This is a genomic window from Rhizobium sp. G187 (assembly GCF_051549525.1).
GTDB lineage: Bacteria > Pseudomonadota > Alphaproteobacteria > Rhizobiales > Rhizobiaceae > Allorhizobium.
The window spans coordinates 455,067-479,044 of sequence record NZ_JBPUGM010000003.1 but is presented as its reverse complement, the minus strand read 5'-3'; the positions used below and the strand labels follow the sequence as shown (position 1 = coordinate 479,044).

Below are 23,978 nucleotides of genomic sequence, written 5' to 3'. Positions count from 1 at the left end.
AGTGAAAAAGAAGCTGAAACCGGGCAGATGCCAGCGCGATTGAAATTCATTTAAAAAAATATTGGATTTTCAAACGATTGAAATGATTTCAATCGTTTCAATAGGTTAGGCTGCCATTTTCCCATCATGGAAGTTCTGTTATCGCCGAAGTCACCTTGGTTTCTTGAGCGTGAAAACAACGTGAGCGCGTAGCGCGCCATGTTTTAGGGATAGGAGTGAAATATGGTAGACGCGAAGATGTTGAAGACGATCGGCTCGGCCCCCGGCTTTATTGCGGCACTGGATCAGAGCGGTGGTTCGACACCGAAAGCGTTGAGCCTGTATGGCATTTCCGAGACCGACTACGAGGGCGAGGAAGACATGTTTCGCCTGATGCACGCCATGCGCGTCCGCATCATGAAGGCCCCGGCCTTCACCGGCGAAAAGGTTGTCGGCGCCATCCTCTTCGAACGGACGATGGATGGCGATGTCGATGGCCAGCCGGTGCCCTCCTATCTCTGGGAAAAGCGCGGCGTCGTCCCGCTCCTGAAGATCGACAAGGGCCTTCTGGACGAGGAAAATGGCGTTCAGTTGATGAAGCCGATGCCCGATCTTGACGCCCTCCTGATCCGCGCCCGGAACAAGGGCATTTTCGGAACCAAGATGCGCTCGGTCATCGCCCATGCCGACAAGGCCGGCATTGCCGCCGTGGTCAGCCAACAGTTCGAAGTCGCCCGCCAGATCATCGGCCAGGGCCTCGTTCCGATTGTCGAGCCGGAAGTCTCGATCAACAGCCCGACCAAGGTGGAGGCCGAAGCCATGTTGCGCGACGCCATCGCCGAGCAGCTGGACACGCTCACCGCCGATGAGGCCGTGATCCTCAAATTGACCATCCCGACAATCGATGACTTCTACGCGCCTCTTGTCGCACATGAAAAGGTCATCCGCGTCGTTGCGCTCTCCGGCGGTTACAGCACCGTGGACGCCTGCGAAAAGCTCAGCCACAACCACGGCATGATCGCGAGCTTCTCGCGCGCCCTGACGGAAAAGCTGCGGGTCTCGATGAGCGACGCCGACTTCAATACCAGCATCGGCGAGACAATCGACCAGATCTATGCCGCCAGCGTGAACAAGGTTGAGACCGGCACCGAAAACCTGCGTCGTCTGGCTTGAAGGCATGGCATGAAGCCTCGGCCTCGAGCTTGTCACCGTGACACGAAAACCCGGCCTCGCGCCGGGTTTTTTGTTTATGCGGAAGGAAGGTAATATCGGAGCAGAGCATGACATCCGTCCCCTTCGTCACTGTCGACGTCTTCACCGACACCCGCTTTTCCGGCAATCCGCTCGCCGTCATCACCGATGCCCGCAGCCTGAGCGATCGGGAGATGCAAAAGATCGCCACCGAGTTCGGCTATTCCGAAACAACCTTCGTCCTGCCGCCCAGCGATCCCGCCAATACCATCGCACTGCGCATCTTTACCCCGACCACGGAAGTCCCCTTTGCCGGCCATCCCAATGTCGGCACGGCCCACGTGCTCGCAACCCAGGGCTCAGTTTTCGGCAAGGCGTTGACCGACGAGCTGCGGTTCGAGGAAAAAGCAGGCCTCGTGACGATTGCAGTATCGCGTGACGATACGGGTGCGGTCTCCCGGACCACGATTGGCGCACCAGGGCCGCTGATAATCGGCGCTACCGTCACGCCTGATGAGATGGCCCGGTGCCTGGGCTTGGCACCCCAGGATATAGAAACCGCACGCCACCTGCCCGTCTTTGCCTCGGTTGGCCTCAAATTCATTCTGATTGAGGTCACGGATCTTGATGCGCTTGGAAGGGCGACATCGCGGATCGAACCCCTTCGAGCCCTGCGTGCCGCCCATGCCAGTGAGGATTGCGACTGTGCCACCTTCCTTTATACCTGGGTCGGCGAGGATCATGTGCGGGCCCGCGTTTTCGCGCCCTTCGACAACGTGGCCGAAGACCCGGCAACCGGCAGCGCCTCGGCCGCCCTCGGCGCTTTCCTCACCACGCTCGCAAACCCAAAACCGCACCGCCAACTGCTGGTCGAGCAGGGTGTGGAGATGGGACGCCGCAGCCTCATCCATCTTGATGTCTTCGCCGCGGACAACGGGTTCGACCACGTCACGGTGAGCGGCGCCTCTGTGGAGGTCATGCGCGGGTGTCTGAGTGTCTAGAGAAAGTCTGGCAAAACTGTGCAGCGGTTTTGCGTGCGCAATTGCATGAACACAAAGACTGGAGACGTTCGGCGACACAGTGGCAGCCGGAAGGGCTCTAGCGCCTCGACCGGGCAAAAGACCTTGTAAGGCGTCTTGCCCGCTCCATCCGCCCGGCCTATATCAGCGCTCGAGAGGACGACCTCCCCATGCCTAAATTGCGGGACGACCCGCCTGTTTTCCCCGGAGGGAAGAACATGCGCACTGTCGCAGACCGCATTCGCCACGCCGTGAGCTTCGAGATCCTCGGGCTTGCCATGATCACCCCGCTCGGCGCCTGGGTCTTCTCCATGCCGATGACCGATATCGGCATCGTTGGTCTGGTCAGCGCCACCTTGGCGACAGCCTGGAACTATCTCTACAATCTCGGCTTCGATCACGCCCTGACCGCCTGGAAAGGCACGACCCTCAAGTCCTGGCCGCAGCGCGTCGCGCATGCCGTCCTGTTCGAAGTCGGCCTGCTGATGATCCTCATGCCCTTTATCGCCTGGTATCTCGGCGTCAGCCTCTGGCATGCCTTCGTCATGGATGCGGCATTCGCGCTTTTTTATATGGCCTATGCCTTCGTCTTCAACTGGAGCTACGATCGTCTCTTTCCCTTGCCGGAATGGAAAAATGCGCAGCAGGCTCAGGCAAACACGGCGCCCTGAACCGATCGGCTCAAGGCCGCAAAAGCAGCGTGGCTGACCAGAGCACGAAGGCGACGACGGCGATCTTCCAGAAATCACCCCGTCGTCTGAAGCCGGGTAGCCCGAGAGGCTTGATCAGCTGAATGACCATAGCCAACAGCAGGAAGGCGGAGATCGCCTTGTTCATCGTCTTCCCCTTCCAGGTGGCATGCGCAGGGAACCCGTAGGCGGGGCGCGGTGTTGAGGGGAGCTTGAACCGCGTTATCAAACGCAATGCAAGTCATACGCGCGTCACTTTTACACTTCAGAGAAAATCATCCGCCCGCATTGCTGTTCAGACAAACGTAGGAAGATCCGCCTACTGTGACGATGCAGCCACGCTGCGCAGGCCCGCAAACCTCCATTGATGACGAATGCCATGAGCCGTAATCTTCTTCCTGTGATGTCCCTTCTGCTGGGCACTCTCTTCCTGTTTCTCGGAAACGGCCTGCATGGTCTTCTCCTGCCTGTGCGGGGTGCCGCCGAAGGCTATTCCAACGAGGTGCTTGGCCTGCTCGGCACCTCATGGGCCTCCGGCTTCGTGCTCGGTTGCTTCGTGGCCCCCCAGCTCGTCATGCGCGTCGGCCATGTTCGCGCCTTCTCGACATTCGTCTCACTGATATCGGTCACCGCACTCCTCACCGGGATTTTCGTCGATTCCTATTGGTGGGTGGCGCTCCGCATCGTCACGGGCTTTTGCACGGCTGGAACCTCGATGATCATCGAAAGCTGGCTGAACGAGCGGGCGACGAACGAGAGCCGCGGCATGATCTTCTCGTTCTACATCTCGATCACGCTGATCGGTGTCGTCGGCGGCCAGATGATGGTGGGTCCGCTTGATCCGGAAACGGCGACCCTCTTCATGATCTGCGGCATCGTCTACGGCATTGCCGTGCTGCCGACGCTGATGTCGACGGCAGCGTCGCCACAGCCGCTAAAATCGTTGAAGCTCGACCTGCCGCTGCTTTACCGGAATTCGCCGGTTTCCTTTATCGGTATCCTGATGATCGGCATTGCCAATGGCGCCTATGGCACGCTCGGCGCCGTCTTCGGCACCCGCGCCGGACTTGACGCCGGCACCATCGCGCTCCTCCTGTCGACGACAATCTTCCTTGGCGCAATCATGCAGTTTCCGGCAGGCAAGCTCTCCGACCGGATCGACCGTCGCTACGTGCTGGCCGCCCTCTCGTTGATCGCAGCTCTCGCCGCCTTTGTCATTTTCGCCTTCGGCCCGACCGATCCCCTGCACATCTTCATCCTGGTCGGCATCTATGGCGCGGCGGCCAACGCGCTCTATCCAATCGCCGTCGCCCATGCCAACGACTTCGCCAAGGCGGATGAGTTCGTCAAAGTATCCGGCGGCCTGCTGCTGCTCTTCGGGATCGGCACGATCATTGGCCCCACCATCGGGGGTCCTGTCATGACAGCGGCGGGGCCTTACGCGCTCTTCGCGGTGACCGCCCTCGCCCATCTGTCGATCTTTGCCTATGCGCTCTACCGCAGCCGTCTGCGCGCCGCGATCCCGGCAGCCGACCGCGAGAACATGCCAAACCTGCCGATCTCCGCCTCACCACTCTCGACCCCGGAAAGCCTGACGCTTGATCCACGCTCCACGCCCCTGGACGAGACACAAGAGCCGGGCGATGAAACCAATCTGGAAGGAGCAAAGGCTTGATGAACGAAGAAGACTCGCGCTCGAAACCGGCTCACCATGAGCTGGGTTGTGACCTTTCCGCCATCTCCGCCGGCGAGCTGCAGGCGCGAATCACCCTGCTGGAAAGCGAAATAGACAGAATCCGGGCGGAGATTCTTAGGAAAGACGCAGGCCGAAAGGCCGCAGACAGCCTCTTCAACCAAAAGCTATAGGGGTCAAAATCAGGTGAAGCGCTTGTGAATGATCCACAAGAATTCACAAGAGGCTTTCGTATTTACCTGGCATTAATCCTTTTCCTGTTAACTACGTTCATCCAGTCTCCTGGATTCAGACGGTTCTCCTCTCGGGTTAAGGTCTGATTTTCTCCCTGTTTTACCTTCAGAGCCGCATTTGCGGCTCTTTTTTTGCTTATTACGACCCTGTTACCCCGAACTTGTGGGAATTAACCCTTCCTTAAGATACGTCTTGCGGATTTTCGGTAATGGTAGCATCTTGCGATCACCAAAAGCGGCAGGAACAAGTCCACACCGCTGTCGTTACATACTTCAGCGATGCGTTTTACAGGGAAACACTCATGTCGGAACTCGGGGTGAATACGGTCAGCTTCGCAGGACGCGCAGCAGCCTCCACACAGTTCAAGTCGACTTATGCCGAAGGCATGGGCCTCGTTGAAGAAACGGCAGCCTATCTTGATGGCCCCGGCCGCGCAGCGGCAAAGGTTCTTCCGCGTCAGGCGTCGGTGCTCTACGCAGCCGAGTCGATGCGCCTCACCACCCGCCTGATGCAGATGGCCTCCTGGCTCCTCCTTCAGCGCGCCGTCAACAACGGCGAAATGAGCCGCGATCAGGTTCTTTCGGAAAAGAGCAAGGTTCGTCTCGACGGCTTCAATGTCGACCGCACGGCCCCCGGCTGGAACGATCTGCCGGAAGCCTTCCGCGATCTCGTTGAGCGCTCGCTGCGCCTGCAGAACCGCATCGCCCTGCTCGACCGCGAAATCTACCGTCCGTCGGAAGAAGAGTTTCTTCCGGACAATGAGAACAGCGTCCAGGCGCAGCTCAATCTTCTTCGTACCGCATTCAACGCCGGCTGATCAGCCGGCCGACAGCACCACCTTATGCCCGGCCTGCTTTTGCAGGACCGGGCTTTTTTCTGTCCGCGCGTCAGTCTGCACGACGAGAGATCGATCAAACGAAGACGAGACAAAGCCAAACGCAAAAAGCCCGGCGCGAGGCCGGGCTTTGCATGCAGACGAAGTCGACTGAGATCAGAGGCCGAGGCCGCCGAAACGCTTGTTGAACTTCGAAACGCGGCCGCCGCGGTCCAGCAGCTGCTGGTTGCCGCCGGTCCAGGCCGGGTGCGAAGTCGGGTCGATTTCGAGGTTCATCACGGCGCCTTCAGAACCCCAGGTCGAGCGGGTTTCGTACTCGGTGCCATCGGTCATGACGACCTTGATGACGTGGTAGTCGGGATGGATATCAGCCTTCATGGTTCTATTCCTGCTGTGCCGTGCGGTCCATTTGCCGCAATTGTCTCGGCAAGACCTATTCAATAGATGAAGCCGCAGTCCTTATGGGCTACGGCTTCCCAATTCGATGCCGTGCCTATACATGAAGGGCGCAGGGATAACAAGTACCATGGCGCGAAAGCCTTGGGTCCTTGTCGGAAGCATGAGCAGGAGCATTAAAGAGTGACGTCGCAAGCCGAGACCAATGACAGGAAGCGCGCCTCGCTGAAGCCGCTCGCCTCGCTTCTTCCCTATCTCAAGCGCTATCGCGGCCTCGTTGCCGGTGCCGTGATCTTCCTCGGCCTTGCCGCAGCAACGACGCTGGCCTTGCCGATCGCGATCCGCCGTATGCTCGACCATGGCTTTTCCGGCACCGATACCGGCTTCGTCGACAAGTACTTCGCCATGATGATCGTCATGGCACTGGTTCTCGCCGTCGCCAGCGCACTTCGCTACTATTTCGTCATCACCATCGGCGAGCGCGTCGTTGCCGATCTGCGCGGCGATGTCTTCGCCCAGGTGACCCGCCTCTCGCCCTCCTTCTTCGACGTCAACCAGTCTGGCGAGATCGTGTCGCGGCTGACGGCGGATACGACTCAGCTCAAGTCTGCCGTCGGCGCCACCGCATCGCTTGCCCTGCGCAACTCCATCCTGTGTCTCGGTGCCATCGCCATGATGATCGCGACGAGCCCGAAGCTCTCGGTCATGGTGCTGGCCGCGATCCCGGTCATCGTCTTTCCGCTCGTCGGTTTCGGTCGCTCCGTGCGCCGCCGCTCCCGCGCAGCGCAGGACACGCTGGCAGAGGCCTCCACCTTCGCCGGCGAAATGATCGGTGCCGCCCGCACGCTTCAGGCCTTCAACGGCGAGCAGACAGCCCGCAACCGCTATATGTCCGCCGTCGAAAGCGCCTATGAGGCAGCCCGTGCCGCGATCAAGTCCCGCTCGCTTTTGACCGGCGTTGCAATTACGCTGGTTTTCGGCAGCGTGGTCGGCGTTCTCTGGTACGGCGCCCATAGCGTGCTGGCCGGCACCATGACCGCGGGAACGCTTGGCCAATTCCTCCTCTATTCGTTGATTGCCGCAGGCTCACTCGGCACGCTCTCGGAAGTCTGGGGCGAACTCTCTCAGGCAGCCGGCGCCGCCGAGCGACTGACCGAGCTTCTTGCCGAACATCCGGCAATCTCTGCGCCCGCCAATCCGGTGGTACTGCCAAAGCCGGCCAAGGGTGCCGTCCATTTCGAAAATGTGCAGTTCGCCTATCCCTCGAGCCCGAGTAAATCGGCATTGAACGGCCTTACCTTCTCCGTCGCCCCGGGTGAAACCATTGCGATCGTCGGCCCCTCAGGCGCCGGCAAAAGCACGATCTTCTCGCTCATCCTGCGCTTCTACGACCCCGCTTCCGGCACCATCCGGCTGGACGGTGTCGACCTGCGCGACGCAGACCCTGAGGACGTGCGCGCCCGCATCGCCATCGTCCCTCAGGACACGACGATCTTTGCCTCGACCATCCACGATAACATCGCCTTCGGCAGCCCAAATGCCAGCCGCGCCATGGTCGAAGCTGCAGCCGAGGCTGCCCAGGCCAGCGAGTTCATCGGACGCCTCGAACACGGCTTCGACACCATGGTCGGCGAACGTGGCATCACGCTCTCAGGCGGCCAGCGCCAGCGCATCGCCATTGCCCGCGCCATCCTGCGCGACGCGCCCCTCTTGCTGCTCGACGAGGCAACCTCAGCGCTCGACGCCGAAAGCGAAACGCTGGTGCAGAAGGCACTGGAAACCCTGATGCGCGACCGCACAACCATCGTCATTGCCCACCGTCTGGCAACCGTGCTGAAGGCCGACCGCATTCTCGTGCTCGACCAGGGTGTCATCGTTGAGGAAGGCACACATCAAAGTCTGATCCGCGATGGCGGGCTCTATGCCAAGCTCGCCCGCCTGCAGTTCGAAACCGGCGGCCGGGACTTTACGGCAGCGGCGCAGTAACGGCTCCGGCGGCGCATGCATTGGCAGGGCATCCACGCCCTGCCAGCCTCAACCCTGGCGTTAGAGACCCGCATGTCTCCCGGCAACGCGACCTGAGAACAGGCAGCCACCAAGGAACGTGCCTTCAAGCGCATTGTAACCATGCATGCCGCCGCCGCCGAAGCCCGAGACTTCGCCGGCAGCGTAGAGCCCCGGCACCGGCGCATTATCTGCGCCGAGCACCCTGCTCTGCAGATCCGTGTGTAAACCGCCTAGCGTCTTGCGGGTGAGGATATGTAGACGCACGCCGATCAGCGGCCCGGCGGAAGGATCCAGCAGCGGCTTCGGCTTCGCTGTCCGCAGCAACCGGTCGCCGAGATAGCGGCGTCCGCCGTTGATCGCGGTAACCTGGATGTCCTTGCTGAACGGGTTGGCGAGTTGCCTGTCGCGTGCTTCAATTTGCCGGCGCAGATGGTGAATGCCAAGGCGGTGCTCGCCGGAGAGCTCGTTCATGCCAACGACCAGGTCTTCCAGCGTATCGCGAACGACGAAATCCTCGCCTTTGTCCATGAACGCTTGCACCGGCCCCGGCGGATTCCGGCCGAACCGTTTCATCAGAAGCGGTATATCCTTGCCCGTCAGGTCAGGGTTCTGCTCCGAACCGGAAAGCGCGAACTCCTTCTTGATGATGGCCCGATTGAGGATGAACCAGGAATAATCATCGCCCCGACTGCGGATCGCCTTGACGGTGGCAAGCGTATCAAAACCGGGAAGCGCTGGTGGCGCAAACCGATTGCCGTCGGCATCGCACCAGAAGGATGAGGGCCCGGGCAGAATGCGGATACCGTGGTTGGGCCAGATCGGGTCCCAGTTCTTGAGCCCCTCGGCATAGTGCCACATGCGGTCACCATTGATCACGGTTCCGCCGGCCTCCGTCGCAACGGACAGCATGCGTCCGTCAACATGGACAGGCACGCCTGATACCATCGAGCCTGGCGGTGCACCAAGCCGGTCCACCGGCCAATGCTTGCGCACGAGATCATGATTGCCGCCGATCCCGCCCGAAGCCACGATCACGGCACCCGCCCGCACCTCGAATTCACCGACCACGGCACGCGAACTCGAAGCTCCACGCGAAACCGCATCCGGGGCAAGGACAGAGCCGGACACGCCGACCACGGCACCATTGGTCACGATCAACCGGTCAACGCGATGGCGAAACAGAAAGACCAGGCTGCCGGCTTCCTCTCCCGCCTGCGCTGCCTTGACGAAAGGCTCGATCACCGCAGGGCCTGTGCCCCAGGTCAGGTGGAAGCGTGGCACCGAATTGCCATGTCCATCGGCCAGCAGTCCGCCGCGCTCGGCCCAACCGACAACCGGAAACCAGCGCATGCCTCTTTGCCGGAGCCATTGGCGCTTCTCGCCCGCTGCAAATTGGAGATAGGCCTCCGCCCATTGGCGCGGCCAGAAATCTTCGGGCCGGTCGAAACCAGCTGACCCGAACCAGTCCTGCCGGGCGAGATCAAGACTGTCGCGAATGCCCATACGGCGCTGTTCAGGGCTGTCGACGAGGAACAATCCGCCCAGCGACCAGAAGGCCTGGCCACCGAGGTTCTGCTCGCCCTCCTGATCGATCAGCCCGACTGACAGGCCCCGCTCGACGGCTTCCGTTGCGGCCACAAGGCCCGCAAGCCCGCCGCCGATCACCACGATATCAAACTCTCGCATCGGCCCCTCCTCCGTTACGCAGCGGGATCGATCTTACCTTTACGCGCACGTAACTCAACCGGATAAAAACATCCCGCAACCTGCGGGACGTTCGTTTCCGTTAGCGCTCTGTGAGTTTCAATTCGATGCGCCGGTTTTGTGCCAGAATGTCGGGCGTATTGCCCTCGGTAATCGGCTGGTATTCGCCGAAGCCGGCAGCGACGAGCCGATTGGCCGGAACACCGCGTCCGATCAGATGCTTGACGACCGAGGTCGCACGCGCCGAGGAAAGCTCCCAGTTGTCGCGGTAACGGCCCGTGCCCGACAGTGGCGAGGCATCCGTATGCCCGTCTACGCGCAGAACCCAGTTGATCTCCGAGGGGATCTCCCGGGCAAGCTCAAGGATAGCGCTGGCGAGCTTGTCCATCTCCGCACGACCGGCATCATCCAGGTCAGCTCCACCGACCGGAAACAGGACTTCCGACTGAAACACAAAGCGGTCGCCGACAATACGGATGTTTTCGCGGTCAGAGAGAATCTCGCGCAAGCGTCCGAAGAAGTCAGAGCGATAACGATTGAGCTCCTGCACGCGCTGGGCAAGCGCCACATTGAGACGGCGACCGAGATCGGCAATGCGCGTCTGCGATGCCTCATCCTTCGCTTCAGACGCCTGCAACGCGCCTTCAATGGCAGCAATTTGCGCCCGCAACGCGGCGATCTGCTGGTTCAGAAGCTCGATCTGGCTCATGGCGCGAGCACTGACCTGGCGCTCATTATTAAGTTCCGAGGTCAGTTCGCCAACGCGCACTGCCGCCTCCCCCGCAGACCCGGCACCGCTCTCCAGCAGCATCTGCAGCCGTGACCGCTCGGACTCCGAGGTGGAGAGCGAGGATTGCAGTTGCGCAAGCGTATCCTCGAGATCCTGCTTTCCGCCCTTTTCAAGGGCGAGCAGCTGCGTGAGTTCGGCGATCTGGCTGTTGAGCCGGTTCATCACCTCGTCCTTGCCGGAAATCTCGCGGCTGAGGATGAACTGGGCCAGCACGAAGACCGTGAGCAGAAACATGATGGCAAGCAACAGCGTCGACAGGGCATCGACGAAGCCGGGCCAGTAGTCGACCGCACGTTCCTTGCGCCGGTTACGGCCGAGCGCCATTACTTGCTCCCACTCATCTTGTCGTTCAGGCGATCCAGCGTCTTGCGCATGGCGCGGGCATCTTCCTGCTGTGCCTCGATCCAGTCGCGCAGCATCTGCTGCTCATTGCGCATGTTCTTGACGAGGCCCTGAATGCTTTCGGCAAGTCCGGCAATGGCCGCAATCGAGCGGTCATTGCCGCCATTGCCATCGCGACCGGCGATCTTCTGCAGTTCGGCAATCAGCACCCGCATCTCGTCGCCGCCAATAGCGCTCGCCCCGTCGATCGGACCGCGCTCGGAATCAAGATCGGTCATACCGGAGAGCCAGTTTTCCAGTTCCGTGTAGAAGCGGTTCTGCGCACGGCCGGCCTGGAGGTCGAGAAAGCCGAGGATCAGCGAACCGGACAGGCCGAGCAGCGATGACGAAAACGCCGTCCCCATGCCGGCAAGCGGGGCCGTCAGGCCAGATTTCAGTGATTGCAGAATGTCATTGCTGTCACCGGACGTCGGATTGAGCGCCTGGATCACCTCGTTGATCGAACCGATCGTCCCGAGCAGACCCCAGAACGTGCCGAGCAGCCCGAGAAAGACCAGAAGGCCAATCAGATAGCGGGTGGTGTCGCGCGACTCGTCAAGACGCGTACCGATGGAATCGAGAATCGAACGGAGCGCCGTCGTCGAGATCGCCATGGAGCGACGACGGCCGATCAGCGCCCGCATCGGCGCCAGAAGGCGCGGATCGCGACCGACGCGATCGGCATTGTCGCCGGCTGCCCGGAAGGAGTTGAACCAGCGCACTTCGGGGCGAAGCGCCCAGACCTGGTTGAACACCAGGATGATGCCGATGACGAGAACGCCAAGGATCAGGCCATTCAGGCCCGGATTGGTCACAAAGGCGGCCTGGGCCTGTCTGTAGAGGATCGCCGCGATGAACCCGACGATGATCAGGAAGATGACCATCGTCGTGAAGAAGGGCATCGGGCTGGAGAGCTTCTGGCCGTGATCTCCCGTCCGGACCTCGACCGCTTCCACGTCCTCCAGCTTCACTTTTACCATGTCGTCTTCAACCTCCTGGAATCTTGAGCCGGAGGCTAGTGGAAAATTGAGACGAATTGAAGCCGAGAAGACGGGGGAATTTCACCTGAATTTTCAGGCGTCAGGCCTGCGGGACCGGCCGGTTGACAACCTCTTCCAGAGCCTTGCGGATATATTCGTTGCCGGCAAGCACGGTACCGTTTTCGAACATATCCTGGCCGCCCTTCATATCGGAGACAAAGCCGCCGGCTTCGCGGATCAAAAGCAGGCCGGCTGCGATGTCCCAGGCATTGAGCTGCGCTTCCCAGAAGCCGTCGAGACGCCCGGCCGCGACATAGGCGAGGTCGAGCGCAGCCGCACCCATGCGGCGCACGCCGGAGACTTCACCCATCACGTGGCGCAGTTCGACGAGGAACTTGCCGTGCTGGCCGCGGCCGAGATGCGGCACACCACAGCCGATGACGCAATCCGACAGCACCTTGCGGGCGCCGACACGAATGCGGCGATCATTAAGGAAGGCACCGCCGCCCTTTTCGGTCGTGTAGAGCTCGTCGGTCGCCGGGTTGAAGATGACGCCGGCGACGATGTCGCCATTGCGCTCAAGCGCGATCGAGACGGCGAACTGTGGAATGCCGTGCAGGAAGTTGGTCGTGCCATCGAGCGGATCGACGATCCAGCGATGCGCACCATCGCTACCCTTGATCTCGTCGCCCTCTTCACCGAGGAAGCCATAGGTTGGGCGGGCTTTCATAAGCTCCTCGCGCACGATCTTCTCTGCGCGAAAATCGGCCTGCGAAACAAAGTCGCCGGGCCCCTTCACCGACACCTGGAGGTTCTGCACCTCACCGAAATCGCGCGACAGCGACTTGCCGGCCTTGAGCGCGGCCTGAACCATGACATTGAGAAGGGCTGAACGGGCCATGAAACGAAATCCTTGAGACTGACGCTCGCCGGAAGCGGCGCTGGGTTGTAGCGCATGGGGCGGCGATGATTGGCGGGTTCAAGACCACAAATAGCGCCGGAATTCAAGGGGCAAAGCCTTCGCGAACGACGCGGGAGCTCAGAGCAGCCCTGTCGTAAGCGGCGCCAGGAGCCCGACGCCAAGCGCGATTGCCGAGACCACACAGACGATCACGGCGAAGGGCCGGCTGCCAGCCACGACAGCATAGCCCGCTTTGGCCAGCATGTTGGCGATGACCGCAATCCCGATGGCATGGCTCGCAACAGGACCGGAGACCCGGTCGAGCATGCCAGACACGGTGACCGTTGCGGCATCGACATCCGCAAGCGCCGAGAGTGCTGAGACCACATATAGCCCCCGATCGCCAAAGACACTGCTTCCGGCCCGCGCAAGAAAAGCAATCACCGCAATCAGCAGCGCCATGCGGACCACTTGGACCAGTTCGAACGGATTGGCCGGCGGGTCTGCCTTGTTCTCCCCCTCGACCACCGCCCCGCCACGCCTGGCAAGCAGCAAAGCTGCACCACCCATCGCCACCCCGGCCAAGAGGAGTGAGGGCAGAAGTTCGGAGGCAAGCGATGGCGCAAGGGCGACCACCAGAAATCCGGTGCGGATCAATGATACGCCACCTGCAGCCACGGCACCGGCTGCGAGCCCCGCGGCTGACCCTTCTGCGACGCTGCGCTGGGCGAAAGCGAGTGTCGTTGCTGTCGAAGACACCAGCCCACCAACTGCACCGGCGACGAGATTGCCCTGACCCGGCCCAAGCAAACGGACCGCGACATAGCCGATGAAGGAAATCGATGCGAGGATGATCACCAGAACGACCAGACTACGGGGCGAGACGCCGCCAAAGGGGCCGTAAGGCTGCGATGGGATCAGCGGCAGCAGCAGGAAACCCATGGCGAGCAGCAGGACAGCGGAACGCAACTCGGGCCAGGTCAGCCGCCGGATCGACTGATGCAGGAACTCGCGACTGGAAAGCACGACAACCGTCGCCGCTCCTGCCGCCGAAGCAATCACCATGTCGCCCAGCACGGCCAGCACGCCCAGCGCAAAGGCGGCTATGGCCGCAATCACGGTCGTTGCGCTGAAACGGTTCTGCCCCTCCGCTTCCAGCAAAGCAAATCGCAGCAACGCCGAACTGACGGCAATGAGAAACGCCGCAACAACAAGACCTGGCAAAGCAGATGATCCGAGCGATGTCTCGATCAGGCCCGCAAGGCCGCCGGTCATGCCAATCAGAGTGAAGGTCCGGATCCCGGCGATCCGCGCCCCGTCTGGCTCCTCGCGCTCGCGCCAGTGCCGCTCGACGCCAATGGCAGCGCCAATTGCAATCGCAAGGCCCAGTCTCTGGAACAGGTCAATCAGGTCCATCTCTTCCGCCCTCCCCCAGGCGGCGATCGGCGGTGTGTGACCTTAGCCCCTCCGGAACCGGTTGGCCTGGTCAATGGCCTGCTTCTGCTGGTCCTCGTTCAGGCCAAGATAGAAATCTTCAAGCCCGACATCCTTGAGACCCGCGCGGCGCGACAGCACATACCACTTCGCCGCTTCGACGGGATTGGGTGCCGTGCCGAGCGCATTGATATAGAGATGCGCCAGCCGGTTCTGCGCAACGACATTGCCGCGCTTGGCCGCGATGCTCAGCCAGCGATAGCCCTTCTCGTAGTCGCGCGGACCATTATAGCCGTTCACCTGCCACAGGCCCATATCGAGCTGTGCGGTATCAAAACCGGCCCGCGCGGCGCGCTCCATCCATTCGCGGGCGCGGTTCTTCTTTTCCTGCGGGATTTCCTTCAGCGCCGAATAGACCTGAGCCAGCGCATATTGCGCATCGGCGATCCCCTGCTCGGCTGCTTTCTCGTAAAAGGGCATGGCCATGGTGAGGCCGCGCACGCCGGGATTTTCAGAGACCAGGATCTGCGCCCAGTTGAACTGCGCCGAAGCGTTTCCGGCTTCGGCGGCACGGCGCATATAGTCGTCGGCCTTGGCCTTGTCCTGCTCGACGACACGGCCCTCCATCATCAGCAGCGCGTATTTGAACATCGCGGCCGGATCGCCGCCCTGGGCTGCCTGCGCATACCAGAAAGCGGCTCCCTTCGGATCGCGCTTGACGCCCAAGCCTCGCGACATGATTTCAGCCAGCAGCGTTTGTGCCGCCGGATCGCCGAGTTGAGCGCGCGGCAGCGCCTTGTCGACCGCCGTCAGGAACAGGCCGCGCTGGAACGCGCCATAAGCCTCGTCCGGTTCGTCGGCGAAAGGCCGCTCCAGTGGAAGCTCGGGCAACGGCGTTCCCATGCGCAGGAAGATATTGATGCCCTGCAGCTCTTCTTTCCCGCCATCAGGAGAGACCTTCGCACCCTTGACGACCGGAGGGGCCGAATCACGCGCATTGCGGTCGAGCGCTCTGGCATCGCCCGAATTGTCCGGTCCGCCGCCATCCAGTCCTCGCTCGATGGTTCCGGCATCCGCTGGATCTGCGGGCATAATGACCGGCGCATCACCGATATCGAGGCCTTCTTCCTCCTGGGCCTGGGCCACAGACAACGAAAGCACGACCCCGGCAAGGGCTGTACAAATCAGGCGAAGGATTGGCGAGGTTTGGCGCATGACGCGGTCTAAGCTTCAAACCGTGGCGCTTTTTCGTCAAGTTCCGCATTCACGCGTGCAACGATCACAGCGGCGTTTGCAGGATCTTCGAAAACGGCCTTGCCGAGGGCCACAAATTCCACCCCGCTCGCTGCCACGACGACGGCAGAGGCCGGGTCTGTTCCGCCCATGACGATGCAGGGGATCTCGATCATCGCCGACCACCACTCGCCGAGTGCCACATTCTTCGAATGTGCTTCAGGCTTGATGTCGCCGTCGAGCTTGCCGAAGAAGACATAGTCGGGCTGCGCCTCGCCGATCTGCAGCGCATGATCGCGGTCCATGGCATTGCCACCACCGACGATCAGCTTGGGCGCATGCTTTTCGACGGCTTCCGCAAGCGCTGCGGCATTGCCGGTCACATGCAGGCCATCCGCCTTCACTCGTCCCGCAGTCCGGCTGTCGTCGACGACCAGTGCCGCGGCACCCGCGGCCTGGATAACCGGCACCAGCGCTTCCGCCGCTTTCTGGAAGGTCGCGTCGTCGCGGCCATAGGAGGGGATAATCACCGAAGCCACGTCGCCGCCGCGCAGCGCATCGCCAACGATCCTTGCGCATTCGGCCGGATCGGCAATATCGGGAACGATGAGAACGAGACGGCAGCGATCTTCGGTCATGCGGGGTCAATCCGGTGATGGGACGGCTCCGCACCCTGCGGAAATGGTCCTCGTAATGTCTGTTTAAATCCGATAGACCGCTCGACCGAAAGGATCAACCGCACAATGCTGACCGACCCGAACTTCTATGCTGTCGCAATCCCCGCAGTAGCGCTGGTCGGCCTGTCCAAAGGCGGCCTTGGCGGAGCGCTTGCGCTGATCGGTGTACCACTGATGGCCTTTGCCGTCCCGCCCATGCAGGCAGCGGCAATCTTCTTGCCGATCCTTCTGGTCATGGATGCGGCAGCGCTCTGGTCCTGGCGCAAGTACAACAGTGCGAGCACCCTCACCGCCATGATGCCGGGCGCATTGATAGGCCTCGGTCTCGGCTGGGCTACATCGAGCTACGTCTCGGCTGACGCCATGCGGCTGGTTTTGGGCGGGATTTCGGTTGTCTTTGCACTGCGCTACTTCATCGATATCTGGACGGCGCGCAACAGTCCGGCGGCACTGCCGGCCCCCCAGCGCCCACTTGCAGGCTCGATCTGGGGATTGCTTTCCGGTTATGGCAGTTTCGTCGCCCATGCGGGCGGCCCGCCATTCCAGGTTTACACACTGCCGCTGAAACTCGACCCCAAGACCTATACCGGCGCGTCTACCCGCTTCTTCGCCATCCTGAACGCCATCAAGGTGATCCCATATTTCGCCCTCGGAGAACTCGATGCGACAAATCTGAAATTGTCGATCGGCCTTCTGCCGGTCGCCCTGATTTCCACGCTGATCGGCGCGAAACTCGTCCATCATCTGAGGCCCTCCCTCTTCTATCCGCTGATGTACGGCATGGTGCTGGTGGCCGGCGGAAAGCTCTTCTACGACGGCGCAAGTGGCGCCCTCGGCCTTTGACTTTTTGACGAGTGCTGCAGCGCACATTCCCGCTTGCCGGGAAGCGGCCTTTCGCCTAACGTTTGCCCATGACGAACGTGGATCCTTTCATGGCGATTGCAGATCCCAACCGCCGGCAGATCCTGGAGGATCTCCGTCGCGGACCGAGAACCGTCAACGACCTTGCCAGCCAGATGCCGATCAGTCGCCCTGCGGTCTCACAGCACCTGAAAGCCCTGCTTGATTCCGGTCTCGTCGATGTGCGCGCCGAAGGCACACGTCGCATATATTTCATCCGACGCCCCGGCTTTGACCGGATGAACCTCTGGCTCGACCAATTCTGGTCCTGAGCCACAGCCCCCGTATAAGCAAACAAAAGCCCCGAAGCTCGGGGGAACTCCGGGGCGGGTTGATGTGGGCTGCTTCATCAGTACGGCGGGAGCGACCTTAGGATCGTCTCCCGGCACAGCCCGGAAAGGGTATGGATCAGTGGCGTGTCGAAGCCCTCAGGCGTTCCATTTCATCCTTGAGTCGCAATTTCAGGCGCTTAAGTTCGGCGATCTGCTGATCGTCGGTGGAGGGAGATGCGAGCGCATCATGGAGCTTTTCCTCGATAGCGCCATGCTTCTTCTGCAGCGAGTCAAGATGAGCCTGTATGGTCATTTGATACGTCCTTCCTTGTCGCCTACCTCCAGCCCTCATCCGCTGGAGTTTCAGGCTTTGCGAAAGTAATGTGACACGAGAAATGCGGTTTGTCGAAGGCGAAAGGGCAAATTCCGGCGTCGATAATCGCGCAGAAGGATAACTTCCCGTTACCGGTATTTGGTGATAGGAGCTTGCGCGAATCTCCGGGGCCTTCGTATAGGATGGGCTCGAGGCGCAAAAATGGGGAAAAACGATGGCCGATCAGGAACAGGCTGACATTCGGCTCTCGCTGGCACGGCTTCGCCAGGAGCACGAGGATTACGATGCGGCGATCAACGCCATGATCGCGACCGGATGCGACGCCTTGAGAATCCAGCGAATGAAGAAGAAGAAGCTGGCGATCAAGGACAAGATCACCTCCATCGAAGACCAGATCATCCCCGATATCATCGCATGAAGGCAGAAGGATAGCCTGATGACAGCTGAGTGCCCGCCCGTCGCCATCATCATGGGAAGCCAGTCCGACTGGGAAACCATGAAGAATGCCGCCGACACCCTGGACGCACTCGGCGTCGACTACGAGGCTCGGATCGTTTCGGCACACCGAACGCCTGACCGTATGGTGGCCTTCGCCAAAGGCGCCCGCGACGAGGGCTTCAAGGTGATCATCGCCGGCGCCGGCGGTGCCGCCCACCTGCCCGGCATGGTGGCTTCACTCACCCCGCTTCCGGTCTTCGGCGTACCGGTCCAGTCGAAATCCATGTCCGGTCTCGACAGCCTCTATTCCATCGTCCAGATGCCCGCCGGCATTCCGGTCGGCACACTCGCCATCGGCCGGGCAGGCGCCGTTAATGCAGGCCTGCTCGCCGCCCGTGTCCTTGCCATCTACGACGACGAGCTTGCCGACCGCCTGGACGAGTGGATTGCCCGCCAAACAGGCTCTGTTGCCGATTATCCGGTGGACGAAGCGCCATGACCGTTCGTACGATCGGCATTATCGGCGGCGGCCAACTCGGTCGCATGCTGGCCATGGCAGCCGCCCGCATGAATTTCCAGACCGTGATTCTCGAGCCGCAGGCAAACAGCCCCGCCGCCCAGCTCGCCAATCGGCAGATCACAGCTGCCTACGACGATGCAGAGGCCCTGGCCGAACTCGCCAAAATCTGCGACGTCGTGACCTACGAATTCGAGAACGTGCCCGTCTCCGCCGCCGAAACACTGGCGCACAATGTTCCAGTCTATCCGCCGCCAAAAGCGCTGGAAGTCGCCCAGGATCGCGTGACGGAAAAACGCTTCCTCAATGCCTCAGGGATTGAGACCGCCCGCTTCCATGCCATCGACAGCCAGGCGGGTCTCGACGCCGCACTCGCCGATTTCGGCGGCGAAGGTGTCTTGAAGACCCGCCGTTTCGGTTACGACGGCAAGGGCCAGAAGGTCTTCCGCAAGGGAGATCCATCCACCGGTGCCTTTGCCGAACTCGGCGGCGTGCCGCTCATCCTCGAAAGCTTCGTGCCCTTTGTCCGCGAGATCTCGATCATCGCTGCCCGCGGCATCGACGGCGACGTGCGTTGCTACGATCCGACGGAAAACGTGCATCGCAACGGCATCCTGCACACCTCGACACTGCCGGCCGCGATCGCCAACGAGACAGCTCAGGCCGCACGCGAGGCCGCAACCAAATTGCTTGATGGCCTCGGCTATGTCGGCGTGGTCGGCATGGAATTCTTCGTGCTTGAAGACGGCTCCCTGATTGCCAATGAGATCGCGCCCCGCGTTCACAATTCCGGGCACTGGACGGAAGCCGCCTGCATCGTTTCGCAGTTCGAGCAGCACATCCGTGCCGTTGCGGGCCTCACTCTTGGCGATCCCGTACGCCACTCCGATTGCGTGATGACGAATCTGATTGGTGACGACATCGATTCTGTGCCGGCCTGGCTCGCAAAGCCGAACGTGCTCGTCCATCTCTACGGCAAGACGGAAGCCCGGCCCGGTCGCAAGATGGGTCATGTTACGCAAATCCTGCCGTTCCGGGACTGATAACTCCCGTTTTTTAGCCTTTTGGGCTGGGCAAATGCCGCCCAACCGGTTGACAGGCAGGCCTCCCTCGGGCTAATTGCGCCCAACTCTTCAGGGGCGCGCCCAGCGGCGCGCTTTTGATTGTTTCAGACAGTGGGTGAATGACACATTCCCCGACAATCGTTGTGGACCAGAAAAATGAAGATCAAGAACTCGCTGAAAGCGCTTAAGGCCCGTCATCGCGACAACCGTCTGGTTCGCCGCAAGGGCCGTATCTACATCATCAACAAGCAGAACCCGCGCTTCAAGGCCCGCCAGGGCTGATGCTTCGGGATCTCCGGATCCCGACGCGCTGCTGGTCTGCGCGCCATTCACTGGCGTGTTGATTTCGAAAAATTGAGTTTGAAAGACGGCGCTGAGGGACTACCTTCCCTGAATGCGCCGTTTTTCTTTGCGACTCACCCTTTCTCCGCTGTTTGTCTCCGCCTTGCTCATGACCGGCTCCTCGCTGGCGCAAGCGCCGGATCAGCCCATGCCGGCACCACCGGAGGCTCCAGGCACGATCGTGCCGGAAACGCGGCCTGCTGCGCCCGCAACACCTCAAGCAGCACCACCGGCAGCCGGGGTCGAGCGCATCCCCGTCAAGGCACCGCCGCAGAAAGTAAAGAGCATCGATGAGATGCTCGTCGAGCTCAAGCGCGAGCGCAATCCGGACGCCGCACGCCAGATCGCCAACAGTGTCATGGCACGCTGGAGCGAGTCGTCCAGCCCGACCGTCGACCTCCTCATGCAATGGTCCGCCAAGGCAGCCGCTGAAAAGCGCAATGCCGCCGCCCTTGATTTCCTTGACCAGGCGATTGTCCTGAAGCCTGATTTCGCCGGTGCCTGGAACCAGCGAGCCACCCTGCATTTCTCAATGGGCAATTACCGCATGTCCGTCTCGGACATAGAGCGTGTGCTGAAACTCGAGCCCCGCCATTTCGGCGCCATTGCAGGCCTTGCCGGCATCCTCACCGAACGTGGCAGCAAGGATGCGGCCCTTGCCGCCTGGGAACGCTACCTCGAGGTCTTCCCGGCCGACCGTGAGGCACAGGAACTGGTGGCAAAGCTGTCTGAGGAAATCGCCGGGCAGAGGACGTAAACGGTCACCCGTTTCGTGGCCCTTGACGAATGGCTCCACAGCACGATCTCTTGGCGCAGACAGTCCTTGCCTGAAAGATCCCACTCTTGTTCATCGCCTCCCGCCTCGGCCTCGTGCTCCTCGGTTTTCTAGCACTGCTCGCCCTCATTCTGGTGGCACTTGCGATTGCCACCCATCTGCGCGCCCGCGCAATCGAGGCTCGGTATCCCAATACAGGCACGCTGACGGATATCGGCGGCTACGGGCTCAACGCGCTGCATCTGCCGGCAGGCGAGAATGCTGACCTTCCGCCTGTTGTCTTCATCCACGGTGCCTCCGGCAATCTGCGTGACCAGGTGGGGGCCTTTCTGGAACCGCTGCGCGGTCGCGCCGAACTCCTGTTTGTCGACCGGCCGGGACACGGCTATTCGGAGCGCGGCGGGCCAGAAAACGATACGCCGGACGGCCAGGCCAATGCGATTGCCAGACTGATGGAGAAGAAGGGGATCAAGCGTGCGGTCATCGTTGGCCACTCCTTTGGTGGCGCGATTGCAGCAAGCTTCGGGGTGCTGCATTCCGACAAGGTCGAGGGTCTCGTCTTCCTGGCCGCGGCCACTCATCCCTGGCCCGGCGGCGTCGACTGGTATTATCATGTGGCATCGGCACCGATCATCGGGCCGATCTTCTGCAACACGATTGCACTCCATGCCGGCATGGCCCGGCTGGAGCCGGCAACGCACCACGTCTTCGCACCCAATCCGCTTCCGCAAACCTATGTCGAAGACACCGGCCCTGCGCTTGTGCTGCGGCCACAGACATTCCGCGCCAATGCAACCGATGTCGCGGGCCTCCTGGACTACGTCACCCGCTTTTCGCCACGATACAGGGAAATCACGCGTCCGACGGTGGTCATCACCGGAGACAGTGATGAAATCGTGCTGGAAGAGATCCACTCAAAAGGCCTCGCCCGCGATATTGCGGGCTCCGAATTGGTCTGGATCGAAGGCCTCGGCCATAAGCCGGACTATGTGGTGACAGAGATTGCGATAGCCGCAATCGAGAAGGTCGCAGGCAACCCACGCGACCTTCAGACCATGGCCCGTGCGGCGGAACCTCGCCTCGCTGCCAACCGCGTTCCATCAAGCGGCTCGACGATGTCTCTACAGGCAGGCCAATAAGGGTCTCTACAGGCAGGACAATAAGGCGAACGGCCAAAACGAAAAAGCCGCCCGAAGGCGGCTTGTCGTAACGTTCAATCACCCCGTCATGGACGAAGGCGTCAGATACCCGTCTGGCCGTCGGAGCCGATATAGGCGATGCGCAGCATGTTCGTTGAACCCGGGGTGCCGAGCGGAACACCGGCCGAAATGATGATCCGGTCGCCAGGCTTGCCAAAGCCTTCGTCGACCACGATGCGGCAGGCGCCATTGACCATTTCGTCGAGGTCGGTCGGCTCGGACGAGACGACGCAATGCAGGCCCCAGACGACAGACAGGCGGCGTGCCGTCTGAATGACCGGCGACAATGCGATGATCGGCACTTCCGGACGCTCGCGCGAGGCGCGCAGGCCGGTATTGCCGGATGAGGTATAACAGACGATCGCCTGCAGCTTTAGCGTCTCGGCAATCTGGCGGGCAGCGAGCGAAATCGCGTCGGCACCCGTTGCTTCCGGCTGGGCGCGCTGCGCGTAGATGATGCCCGGATAGTGCGGCTCGCGTTCAACCGTATGCGCGATCGATGCCATGGTGGCCACGGCTTCCACCGGATACTGGCCCGAAGCGGATTCGGCCGAGAGCATGATGGCGTCGGCGCCTTCGAAGACGGCGGTCGCGACGTCGGAGACTTCGGCGCGGGTCGGAACTGGCGCCGTGATCATCGATTCCAGCATCTGGGTAGCCACGACGACAGGCTTGCCTTCGCGGCGGCAGGCACGGATCAGCTGCTTCTGGATGCCAGGGACGCGCTCGAGCGGCATTTCCACGCCGAGGTCGCCACGGGCAACCATCAGGGCGTCAGACAGAGCGATGATTTCGTCGATGCGCTCGATAGCCTGCGGCTTCTCGATCTTCGACATCAGGCCAACGCGGCCCTTGGCAATCTTGCGCACTTCGGAGAGATCTTCCGGACGCTGGATGAAGGAGAGCGCGACCCAATCGACATCGTTCACGGCAAGCACGGCGTCGAGGTCGGCGCGGTCCTTGTCGGTCAGAACGCCAGTTGCGAGAATGGTGTCAGGCAGGCTGACGCCCTTGCGGTCGGAGATCTTGGTGCCGGACACGACCGTCGTGACGATGCTCTTGCCATCGCACTTTTCAGCCTTCAGATGCAGCTTGCCGTCGTCGATCAGCAGTCGGTCGCCCGGCTTGACGGATTCGAGGATCTCCGGATGCGGCAGGAACACGCGGTTCTGGTCGCCAGGCTCATCCTTGCTGTCGAGGGTAAAGGTCTGGCCCGGCTTCAGTTCCACCGTGGTCTCTGCGAACTTGCCGACGCGCAGCTTCGGACCCTGAAGGTCGGCGAGGATGCCGATCGGACGGCCACAAGCCGCTTCGACATTGCGGATACGCTGCACAAGCGTGCGCATCGTGTCATGGCTCGCATGGCTCATGTTGATGCGGAAAAGATCAGCGCCGGCTTCGTGGAGCTTGCGGATCATTGCCTCGTCGGAGGAGGCGGGACCAAGCGTGGCAAGGATCTTTACTTTGCGGTTGCGCTTCATCAGTTCTGGCTTTCCTGGGTGCCCGACGAATCGGACAGCTGGACCATCCAGCTCCCCTGCCTGCCGGTGTCATATTCCTTGAATCCCATCTGCTGATAGCCGCGTGCGAAGCAATCCTTCACGCCCACGATCTTGAACTCGTTTTCGGCTGCGCACATGTTGATGTCGCCGGCCCAACGCCCACCGCGGGCAGCATCCTCAGCATAGAGATAGTAGTAGCGCGATTGGAGTTCACCCTCGATCAACGTGGCGCAGGTGCCGGCGGGAACCTGCCACCAACCCTCGGTGATCCAGCCCTCTTCCGCCCGGTAGCCAATCGCGACCCCGACGAGGTTCTGGGTGCCATTGCAGACCCGAAACTCGGCATGAGCAGCATCAGCCGCGAGAACGGGTGCAAACAATGCGCCCGCGATCAGGATGGGCTTCAGAAAACGCGCGGCAGCGCGGTCGCAAGTCTGTCGGATTTGCTTCTGCACGGTTGGTGCCGGAACTCCAAAAATACGCATGGGATGC

General features: G+C 61.4%; 27 protein-coding genes. 15 read left to right on the top strand and 12 right to left on the bottom strand.

Annotation, left to right across the window (positions count from 1 at the left end; genetic code table 11):
* The first annotated feature begins 222 nt into the window (after nucleotides 1-222).
* The 3 genes from ACSV9I_RS11460 (at nucleotide 223) to ACSV9I_RS11450 (ending at nucleotide 2,860) form a co-directional block, all read left to right on the top strand.
* A complete protein-coding gene (locus ACSV9I_RS11460) occupies nucleotides 223-1,152 on the top strand; it encodes a fructose bisphosphate aldolase (RefSeq protein WP_438328975.1) in 930 nt (309 codons plus the stop codon).
* A gap of 107 nt (nucleotides 1,153-1,259) precedes the next feature.
* A complete protein-coding gene (locus tag ACSV9I_RS11455; RefSeq protein ID WP_438328974.1) occupies nucleotides 1,260-2,171 on the top strand; it encodes a PhzF family phenazine biosynthesis protein in 912 nt (303 codons plus the stop codon).
* Between the two features lie 236 nt (nucleotides 2,172-2,407).
* Nucleotides 2,408-2,860: a PACE efflux transporter gene (locus ACSV9I_RS11450; RefSeq protein WP_438328973.1), complete on the top strand. Its 453-nt coding sequence runs from the start codon at nucleotides 2,408-2,410 to the stop codon at nucleotides 2,858-2,860.
* Between the two features lie 10 nt (nucleotides 2,861-2,870).
* On the opposite strand, the gene ACSV9I_RS11445 is transcribed toward ACSV9I_RS11450, so the two are convergent.
* A complete protein-coding gene (locus ACSV9I_RS11445; protein WP_197278307.1) occupies nucleotides 2,871-3,026 on the bottom strand; it encodes a hypothetical protein in 156 nt (51 codons plus the stop codon).
* A gap of 231 nt (nucleotides 3,027-3,257) precedes the next feature.
* On the opposite strand from ACSV9I_RS11445, the gene ACSV9I_RS11440 reads away from it, so the two are divergent.
* The 3 genes from ACSV9I_RS11440 to rcdA all read left to right on the top strand — a co-directional run bounded on the left by ACSV9I_RS11440 (nucleotide 3,258) and on the right by rcdA (nucleotide 5,622).
* Entirely contained in the window at nucleotides 3,258-4,553 is a 1,296-nt protein-coding gene (locus tag ACSV9I_RS11440) for an MFS transporter (protein WP_438328972.1), read from the top strand.
* On the top strand, nucleotides 4,553-4,744 hold the full coding sequence (locus tag ACSV9I_RS11435) for a DUF1192 domain-containing protein (protein WP_438328971.1): 192 nt from the start codon (nucleotides 4,553-4,555) through the stop codon (nucleotides 4,742-4,744). The genes ACSV9I_RS11440 and ACSV9I_RS11435 overlap by 1 nt, the downstream gene beginning before the upstream one ends.
* 362 nt (nucleotides 4,745-5,106) lie before the next feature.
* The gene (gene rcdA / locus ACSV9I_RS11430) at nucleotides 5,107-5,622 is read left to right on the top strand and encodes a protease adaptor protein RcdA (RefSeq protein ID WP_054157151.1); all 516 of its coding nucleotides are present in this window, start codon (nucleotides 5,107-5,109) and stop codon (nucleotides 5,620-5,622) included.
* Nucleotides 5,623-5,796: 174 nt separating this feature from the next.
* On the opposite strand, the gene rpmE is transcribed toward rcdA, so the two are convergent.
* Nucleotides 5,797-6,018: a 50S ribosomal protein L31 gene (rpmE, locus tag ACSV9I_RS11425; protein ID WP_006726858.1), complete on the bottom strand. Its 222-nt coding sequence runs from the start codon at nucleotides 6,016-6,018 to the stop codon at nucleotides 5,797-5,799.
* Between the two features lie 201 nt (nucleotides 6,019-6,219).
* Between rpmE and ACSV9I_RS11420 the strand changes: the two genes are divergently transcribed.
* Entirely contained in the window at nucleotides 6,220-8,022 is a 1,803-nt protein-coding gene (locus tag ACSV9I_RS11420) for an ABC transporter transmembrane domain-containing protein (RefSeq protein WP_438328970.1), read from the top strand.
* 60 nt (nucleotides 8,023-8,082) lie between these two features.
* Here ACSV9I_RS11420 and ACSV9I_RS11415 read toward each other — a convergent pair whose 3' ends face one another.
* The 7 genes from ACSV9I_RS11415 to ACSV9I_RS11385 all read right to left on the bottom strand — a co-directional run bounded on the left by ACSV9I_RS11415 (nucleotide 8,083) and on the right by ACSV9I_RS11385 (nucleotide 16,104).
* Nucleotides 8,083-9,729, bottom strand: a complete 1,647-nt coding sequence (locus ACSV9I_RS11415; RefSeq protein WP_438328969.1) for an FAD-binding dehydrogenase — start codon at nucleotides 9,727-9,729, stop codon at nucleotides 8,083-8,085.
* A gap of 100 nt (nucleotides 9,730-9,829) precedes the next feature.
* Complete coding sequence (locus ACSV9I_RS11410; RefSeq protein WP_438328968.1) at nucleotides 9,830-10,861, bottom strand: peptidoglycan -binding protein; 1,032 nt, start codon at nucleotides 10,859-10,861, stop codon at nucleotides 9,830-9,832.
* A complete protein-coding gene (locus ACSV9I_RS11405; RefSeq protein ID WP_438328967.1) occupies nucleotides 10,861-11,898 on the bottom strand; it encodes a flagellar motor protein MotA in 1,038 nt (345 codons plus the stop codon). Before ACSV9I_RS11405 ends, ACSV9I_RS11410 begins: the two co-directional genes overlap by 1 nt.
* 100 nt (nucleotides 11,899-11,998) lie before the next feature.
* Entirely contained in the window at nucleotides 11,999-12,799 is an 801-nt protein-coding gene (locus ACSV9I_RS11400; protein ID WP_438328966.1) for an inositol monophosphatase family protein, read from the bottom strand.
* A gap of 138 nt (nucleotides 12,800-12,937) precedes the next feature.
* Nucleotides 12,938-14,215, bottom strand: a complete 1,278-nt coding sequence (locus tag ACSV9I_RS11395; protein ID WP_438328965.1) for an MgtC/SapB family protein — start codon at nucleotides 14,213-14,215, stop codon at nucleotides 12,938-12,940.
* 42 nt (nucleotides 14,216-14,257) lie between these two features.
* Nucleotides 14,258-15,448: a tetratricopeptide repeat protein gene (locus tag ACSV9I_RS11390; protein WP_438328964.1), complete on the bottom strand. Its 1,191-nt coding sequence runs from the start codon at nucleotides 15,446-15,448 to the stop codon at nucleotides 14,258-14,260.
* Between the two features lie 8 nt (nucleotides 15,449-15,456).
* Nucleotides 15,457-16,104 (bottom strand): thiamine phosphate synthase, encoded by a 648-nt coding sequence (locus ACSV9I_RS11385; protein ID WP_054157142.1) that lies wholly within the window; start codon nucleotides 16,102-16,104, stop codon nucleotides 15,457-15,459.
* 105 nt (nucleotides 16,105-16,209) lie between these two features.
* Here ACSV9I_RS11385 and ACSV9I_RS11380 point away from each other — a divergent pair, with 105 nt between their 5' ends.
* Nucleotides 16,210-16,986 (top strand): sulfite exporter TauE/SafE family protein, encoded by a 777-nt coding sequence (locus tag ACSV9I_RS11380; protein WP_438328963.1) that lies wholly within the window; start codon nucleotides 16,210-16,212, stop codon nucleotides 16,984-16,986.
* 68 nt (nucleotides 16,987-17,054) lie between these two features.
* A complete protein-coding gene (locus ACSV9I_RS11375; protein WP_054157140.1) occupies nucleotides 17,055-17,315 on the top strand; it encodes an ArsR/SmtB family transcription factor in 261 nt (86 codons plus the stop codon).
* A 136-nt stretch (nucleotides 17,316-17,451) separates the two neighbouring features.
* On the opposite strand, the gene ACSV9I_RS11370 is transcribed toward ACSV9I_RS11375, so the two are convergent.
* Nucleotides 17,452-17,628 (bottom strand): YdcH family protein, encoded by a 177-nt coding sequence (locus tag ACSV9I_RS11370; protein WP_082352413.1) that lies wholly within the window; start codon nucleotides 17,626-17,628, stop codon nucleotides 17,452-17,454.
* Nucleotides 17,629-17,863: 235 nt separating this feature from the next.
* On the opposite strand from ACSV9I_RS11370, the gene ACSV9I_RS11365 reads away from it, so the two are divergent.
* From ACSV9I_RS11365 to ACSV9I_RS11340, 6 genes are all read left to right on the top strand, one after another.
* Nucleotides 17,864-18,067, top strand: a complete 204-nt coding sequence (locus ACSV9I_RS11365) for a YdcH family protein (RefSeq protein ID WP_054157139.1) — start codon at nucleotides 17,864-17,866, stop codon at nucleotides 18,065-18,067.
* An 18-nt stretch (nucleotides 18,068-18,085) separates the two neighbouring features.
* A complete protein-coding gene (gene purE / locus ACSV9I_RS11360; protein ID WP_438328962.1) occupies nucleotides 18,086-18,586 on the top strand; it encodes a 5-(carboxyamino)imidazole ribonucleotide mutase in 501 nt (166 codons plus the stop codon).
* Nucleotides 18,583-19,647, top strand: coding sequence for a 5-(carboxyamino)imidazole ribonucleotide synthase (locus ACSV9I_RS11355; protein WP_438328961.1), 1,065 nt, complete (start codon nucleotides 18,583-18,585; stop codon nucleotides 19,645-19,647). The genes purE and ACSV9I_RS11355 overlap by 4 nt, the downstream gene beginning before the upstream one ends.
* Nucleotides 19,648-19,824: 177 nt before the next feature.
* The gene (ykgO, locus tag ACSV9I_RS11350; protein WP_006726873.1) at nucleotides 19,825-19,950 is read left to right on the top strand and encodes a type B 50S ribosomal protein L36; all 126 of its coding nucleotides are present in this window, start codon (nucleotides 19,825-19,827) and stop codon (nucleotides 19,948-19,950) included.
* 112 nt (nucleotides 19,951-20,062) lie between these two features.
* Nucleotides 20,063-20,767 carry a tetratricopeptide repeat protein gene (locus tag ACSV9I_RS11345; RefSeq protein WP_438328960.1) on the top strand — a complete coding sequence of 235 codons (705 nt, stop codon included), beginning with the start codon at nucleotides 20,063-20,065 and terminating at the stop codon, nucleotides 20,765-20,767.
* Between the two features lie 113 nt (nucleotides 20,768-20,880).
* The gene (locus ACSV9I_RS11340; RefSeq protein WP_438329141.1) at nucleotides 20,881-21,924 is read left to right on the top strand and encodes an alpha/beta fold hydrolase; all 1,044 of its coding nucleotides are present in this window, start codon (nucleotides 20,881-20,883) and stop codon (nucleotides 21,922-21,924) included.
* A gap of 101 nt (nucleotides 21,925-22,025) precedes the next feature.
* Here ACSV9I_RS11340 and pyk read toward each other — a convergent pair whose 3' ends face one another.
* Nucleotides 22,026-23,465: a pyruvate kinase gene (pyk, locus tag ACSV9I_RS11335; protein ID WP_054157135.1), complete on the bottom strand. Its 1,440-nt coding sequence runs from the start codon at nucleotides 23,463-23,465 to the stop codon at nucleotides 22,026-22,028.
* On the bottom strand, nucleotides 23,465-23,971 hold the full coding sequence (locus ACSV9I_RS11330; RefSeq protein ID WP_054157134.1) for a DUF1036 domain-containing protein: 507 nt from the start codon (nucleotides 23,969-23,971) through the stop codon (nucleotides 23,465-23,467). Before ACSV9I_RS11330 ends, pyk begins: the two co-directional genes overlap by 1 nt.
* Between the last annotated feature and the right edge of the window lie 7 nt (nucleotides 23,972-23,978).

Excerpts from the sequence above, each read along its gene's own strand:
- ACSV9I_RS11460 (WP_438328975.1), top strand. The coding sequence starts at position 223 with ATGGTAGACGCGAAGATGTTGAAGACGATCGGCTCGGCCCCCGGCTTT.
- ACSV9I_RS11455 (WP_438328974.1), top strand. The coding sequence starts at position 1,260 with ATGACATCCGTCCCCTTCGTCACTGTCGACGTCTTCACCGACACCCGC.
- ACSV9I_RS11450 (WP_438328973.1), top strand. The coding sequence starts at position 2,408 with ATGCGCACTGTCGCAGACCGCATTCGCCACGCCGTGAGCTTCGAGATC.
- ACSV9I_RS11445 (WP_197278307.1), bottom strand. The coding sequence starts at position 3,026 with ATGAACAAGGCGATCTCCGCCTTCCTGCTGTTGGCTATGGTCATTCAG.
- ACSV9I_RS11440 (WP_438328972.1), top strand. The coding sequence starts at position 3,258 with ATGAGCCGTAATCTTCTTCCTGTGATGTCCCTTCTGCTGGGCACTCTC.
- ACSV9I_RS11435 (WP_438328971.1), top strand. The coding sequence starts at position 4,553 with ATGAACGAAGAAGACTCGCGCTCGAAACCGGCTCACCATGAGCTGGGT.
- rcdA (WP_054157151.1), top strand. The coding sequence starts at position 5,107 with ATGTCGGAACTCGGGGTGAATACGGTCAGCTTCGCAGGACGCGCAGCA.
- rpmE (WP_006726858.1), bottom strand. The coding sequence starts at position 6,018 with ATGAAGGCTGATATCCATCCCGACTACCACGTCATCAAGGTCGTCATG.
- ACSV9I_RS11415 (WP_438328969.1), bottom strand. The coding sequence starts at position 9,729 with ATGCGAGAGTTTGATATCGTGGTGATCGGCGGCGGGCTTGCGGGCCTT.
- ACSV9I_RS11410 (WP_438328968.1), bottom strand. The coding sequence starts at position 10,861 with ATGGCGCTCGGCCGTAACCGGCGCAAGGAACGTGCGGTCGACTACTGG.
- ACSV9I_RS11405 (WP_438328967.1), bottom strand. The coding sequence starts at position 11,898 with ATGGTAAAAGTGAAGCTGGAGGACGTGGAAGCGGTCGAGGTCCGGACG.
- ACSV9I_RS11400 (WP_438328966.1), bottom strand. The coding sequence starts at position 12,799 with ATGGCCCGTTCAGCCCTTCTCAATGTCATGGTTCAGGCCGCGCTCAAG.
- ACSV9I_RS11395 (WP_438328965.1), bottom strand. The coding sequence starts at position 14,215 with ATGGACCTGATTGACCTGTTCCAGAGACTGGGCCTTGCGATTGCAATT.
- ACSV9I_RS11390 (WP_438328964.1), bottom strand. The coding sequence starts at position 15,448 with ATGCGCCAAACCTCGCCAATCCTTCGCCTGATTTGTACAGCCCTTGCC.
- ACSV9I_RS11385 (WP_054157142.1), bottom strand. The coding sequence starts at position 16,104 with ATGACCGAAGATCGCTGCCGTCTCGTTCTCATCGTTCCCGATATTGCC.
- ACSV9I_RS11380 (WP_438328963.1), top strand. The coding sequence starts at position 16,210 with ATGCTGACCGACCCGAACTTCTATGCTGTCGCAATCCCCGCAGTAGCG.
- ACSV9I_RS11375 (WP_054157140.1), top strand. The coding sequence starts at position 17,055 with ATGACGAACGTGGATCCTTTCATGGCGATTGCAGATCCCAACCGCCGG.
- ACSV9I_RS11370 (WP_082352413.1), bottom strand. The coding sequence starts at position 17,628 with ATGACCATACAGGCTCATCTTGACTCGCTGCAGAAGAAGCATGGCGCT.
- ACSV9I_RS11365 (WP_054157139.1), top strand. The coding sequence starts at position 17,864 with ATGGCCGATCAGGAACAGGCTGACATTCGGCTCTCGCTGGCACGGCTT.
- purE (WP_438328962.1), top strand. The coding sequence starts at position 18,086 with ATGACAGCTGAGTGCCCGCCCGTCGCCATCATCATGGGAAGCCAGTCC.
- ACSV9I_RS11355 (WP_438328961.1), top strand. The coding sequence starts at position 18,583 with ATGACCGTTCGTACGATCGGCATTATCGGCGGCGGCCAACTCGGTCGC.
- ykgO (WP_006726873.1), top strand. The coding sequence starts at position 19,825 with ATGAAGATCAAGAACTCGCTGAAAGCGCTTAAGGCCCGTCATCGCGAC.
- ACSV9I_RS11345 (WP_438328960.1), top strand. The coding sequence starts at position 20,063 with ATGCGCCGTTTTTCTTTGCGACTCACCCTTTCTCCGCTGTTTGTCTCC.
- pyk (WP_054157135.1), bottom strand. The coding sequence starts at position 23,465 with ATGAAGCGCAACCGCAAAGTAAAGATCCTTGCCACGCTTGGTCCCGCC.
- ACSV9I_RS11330 (WP_054157134.1), bottom strand. The coding sequence starts at position 23,971 with ATGCGTATTTTTGGAGTTCCGGCACCAACCGTGCAGAAGCAAATCCGA.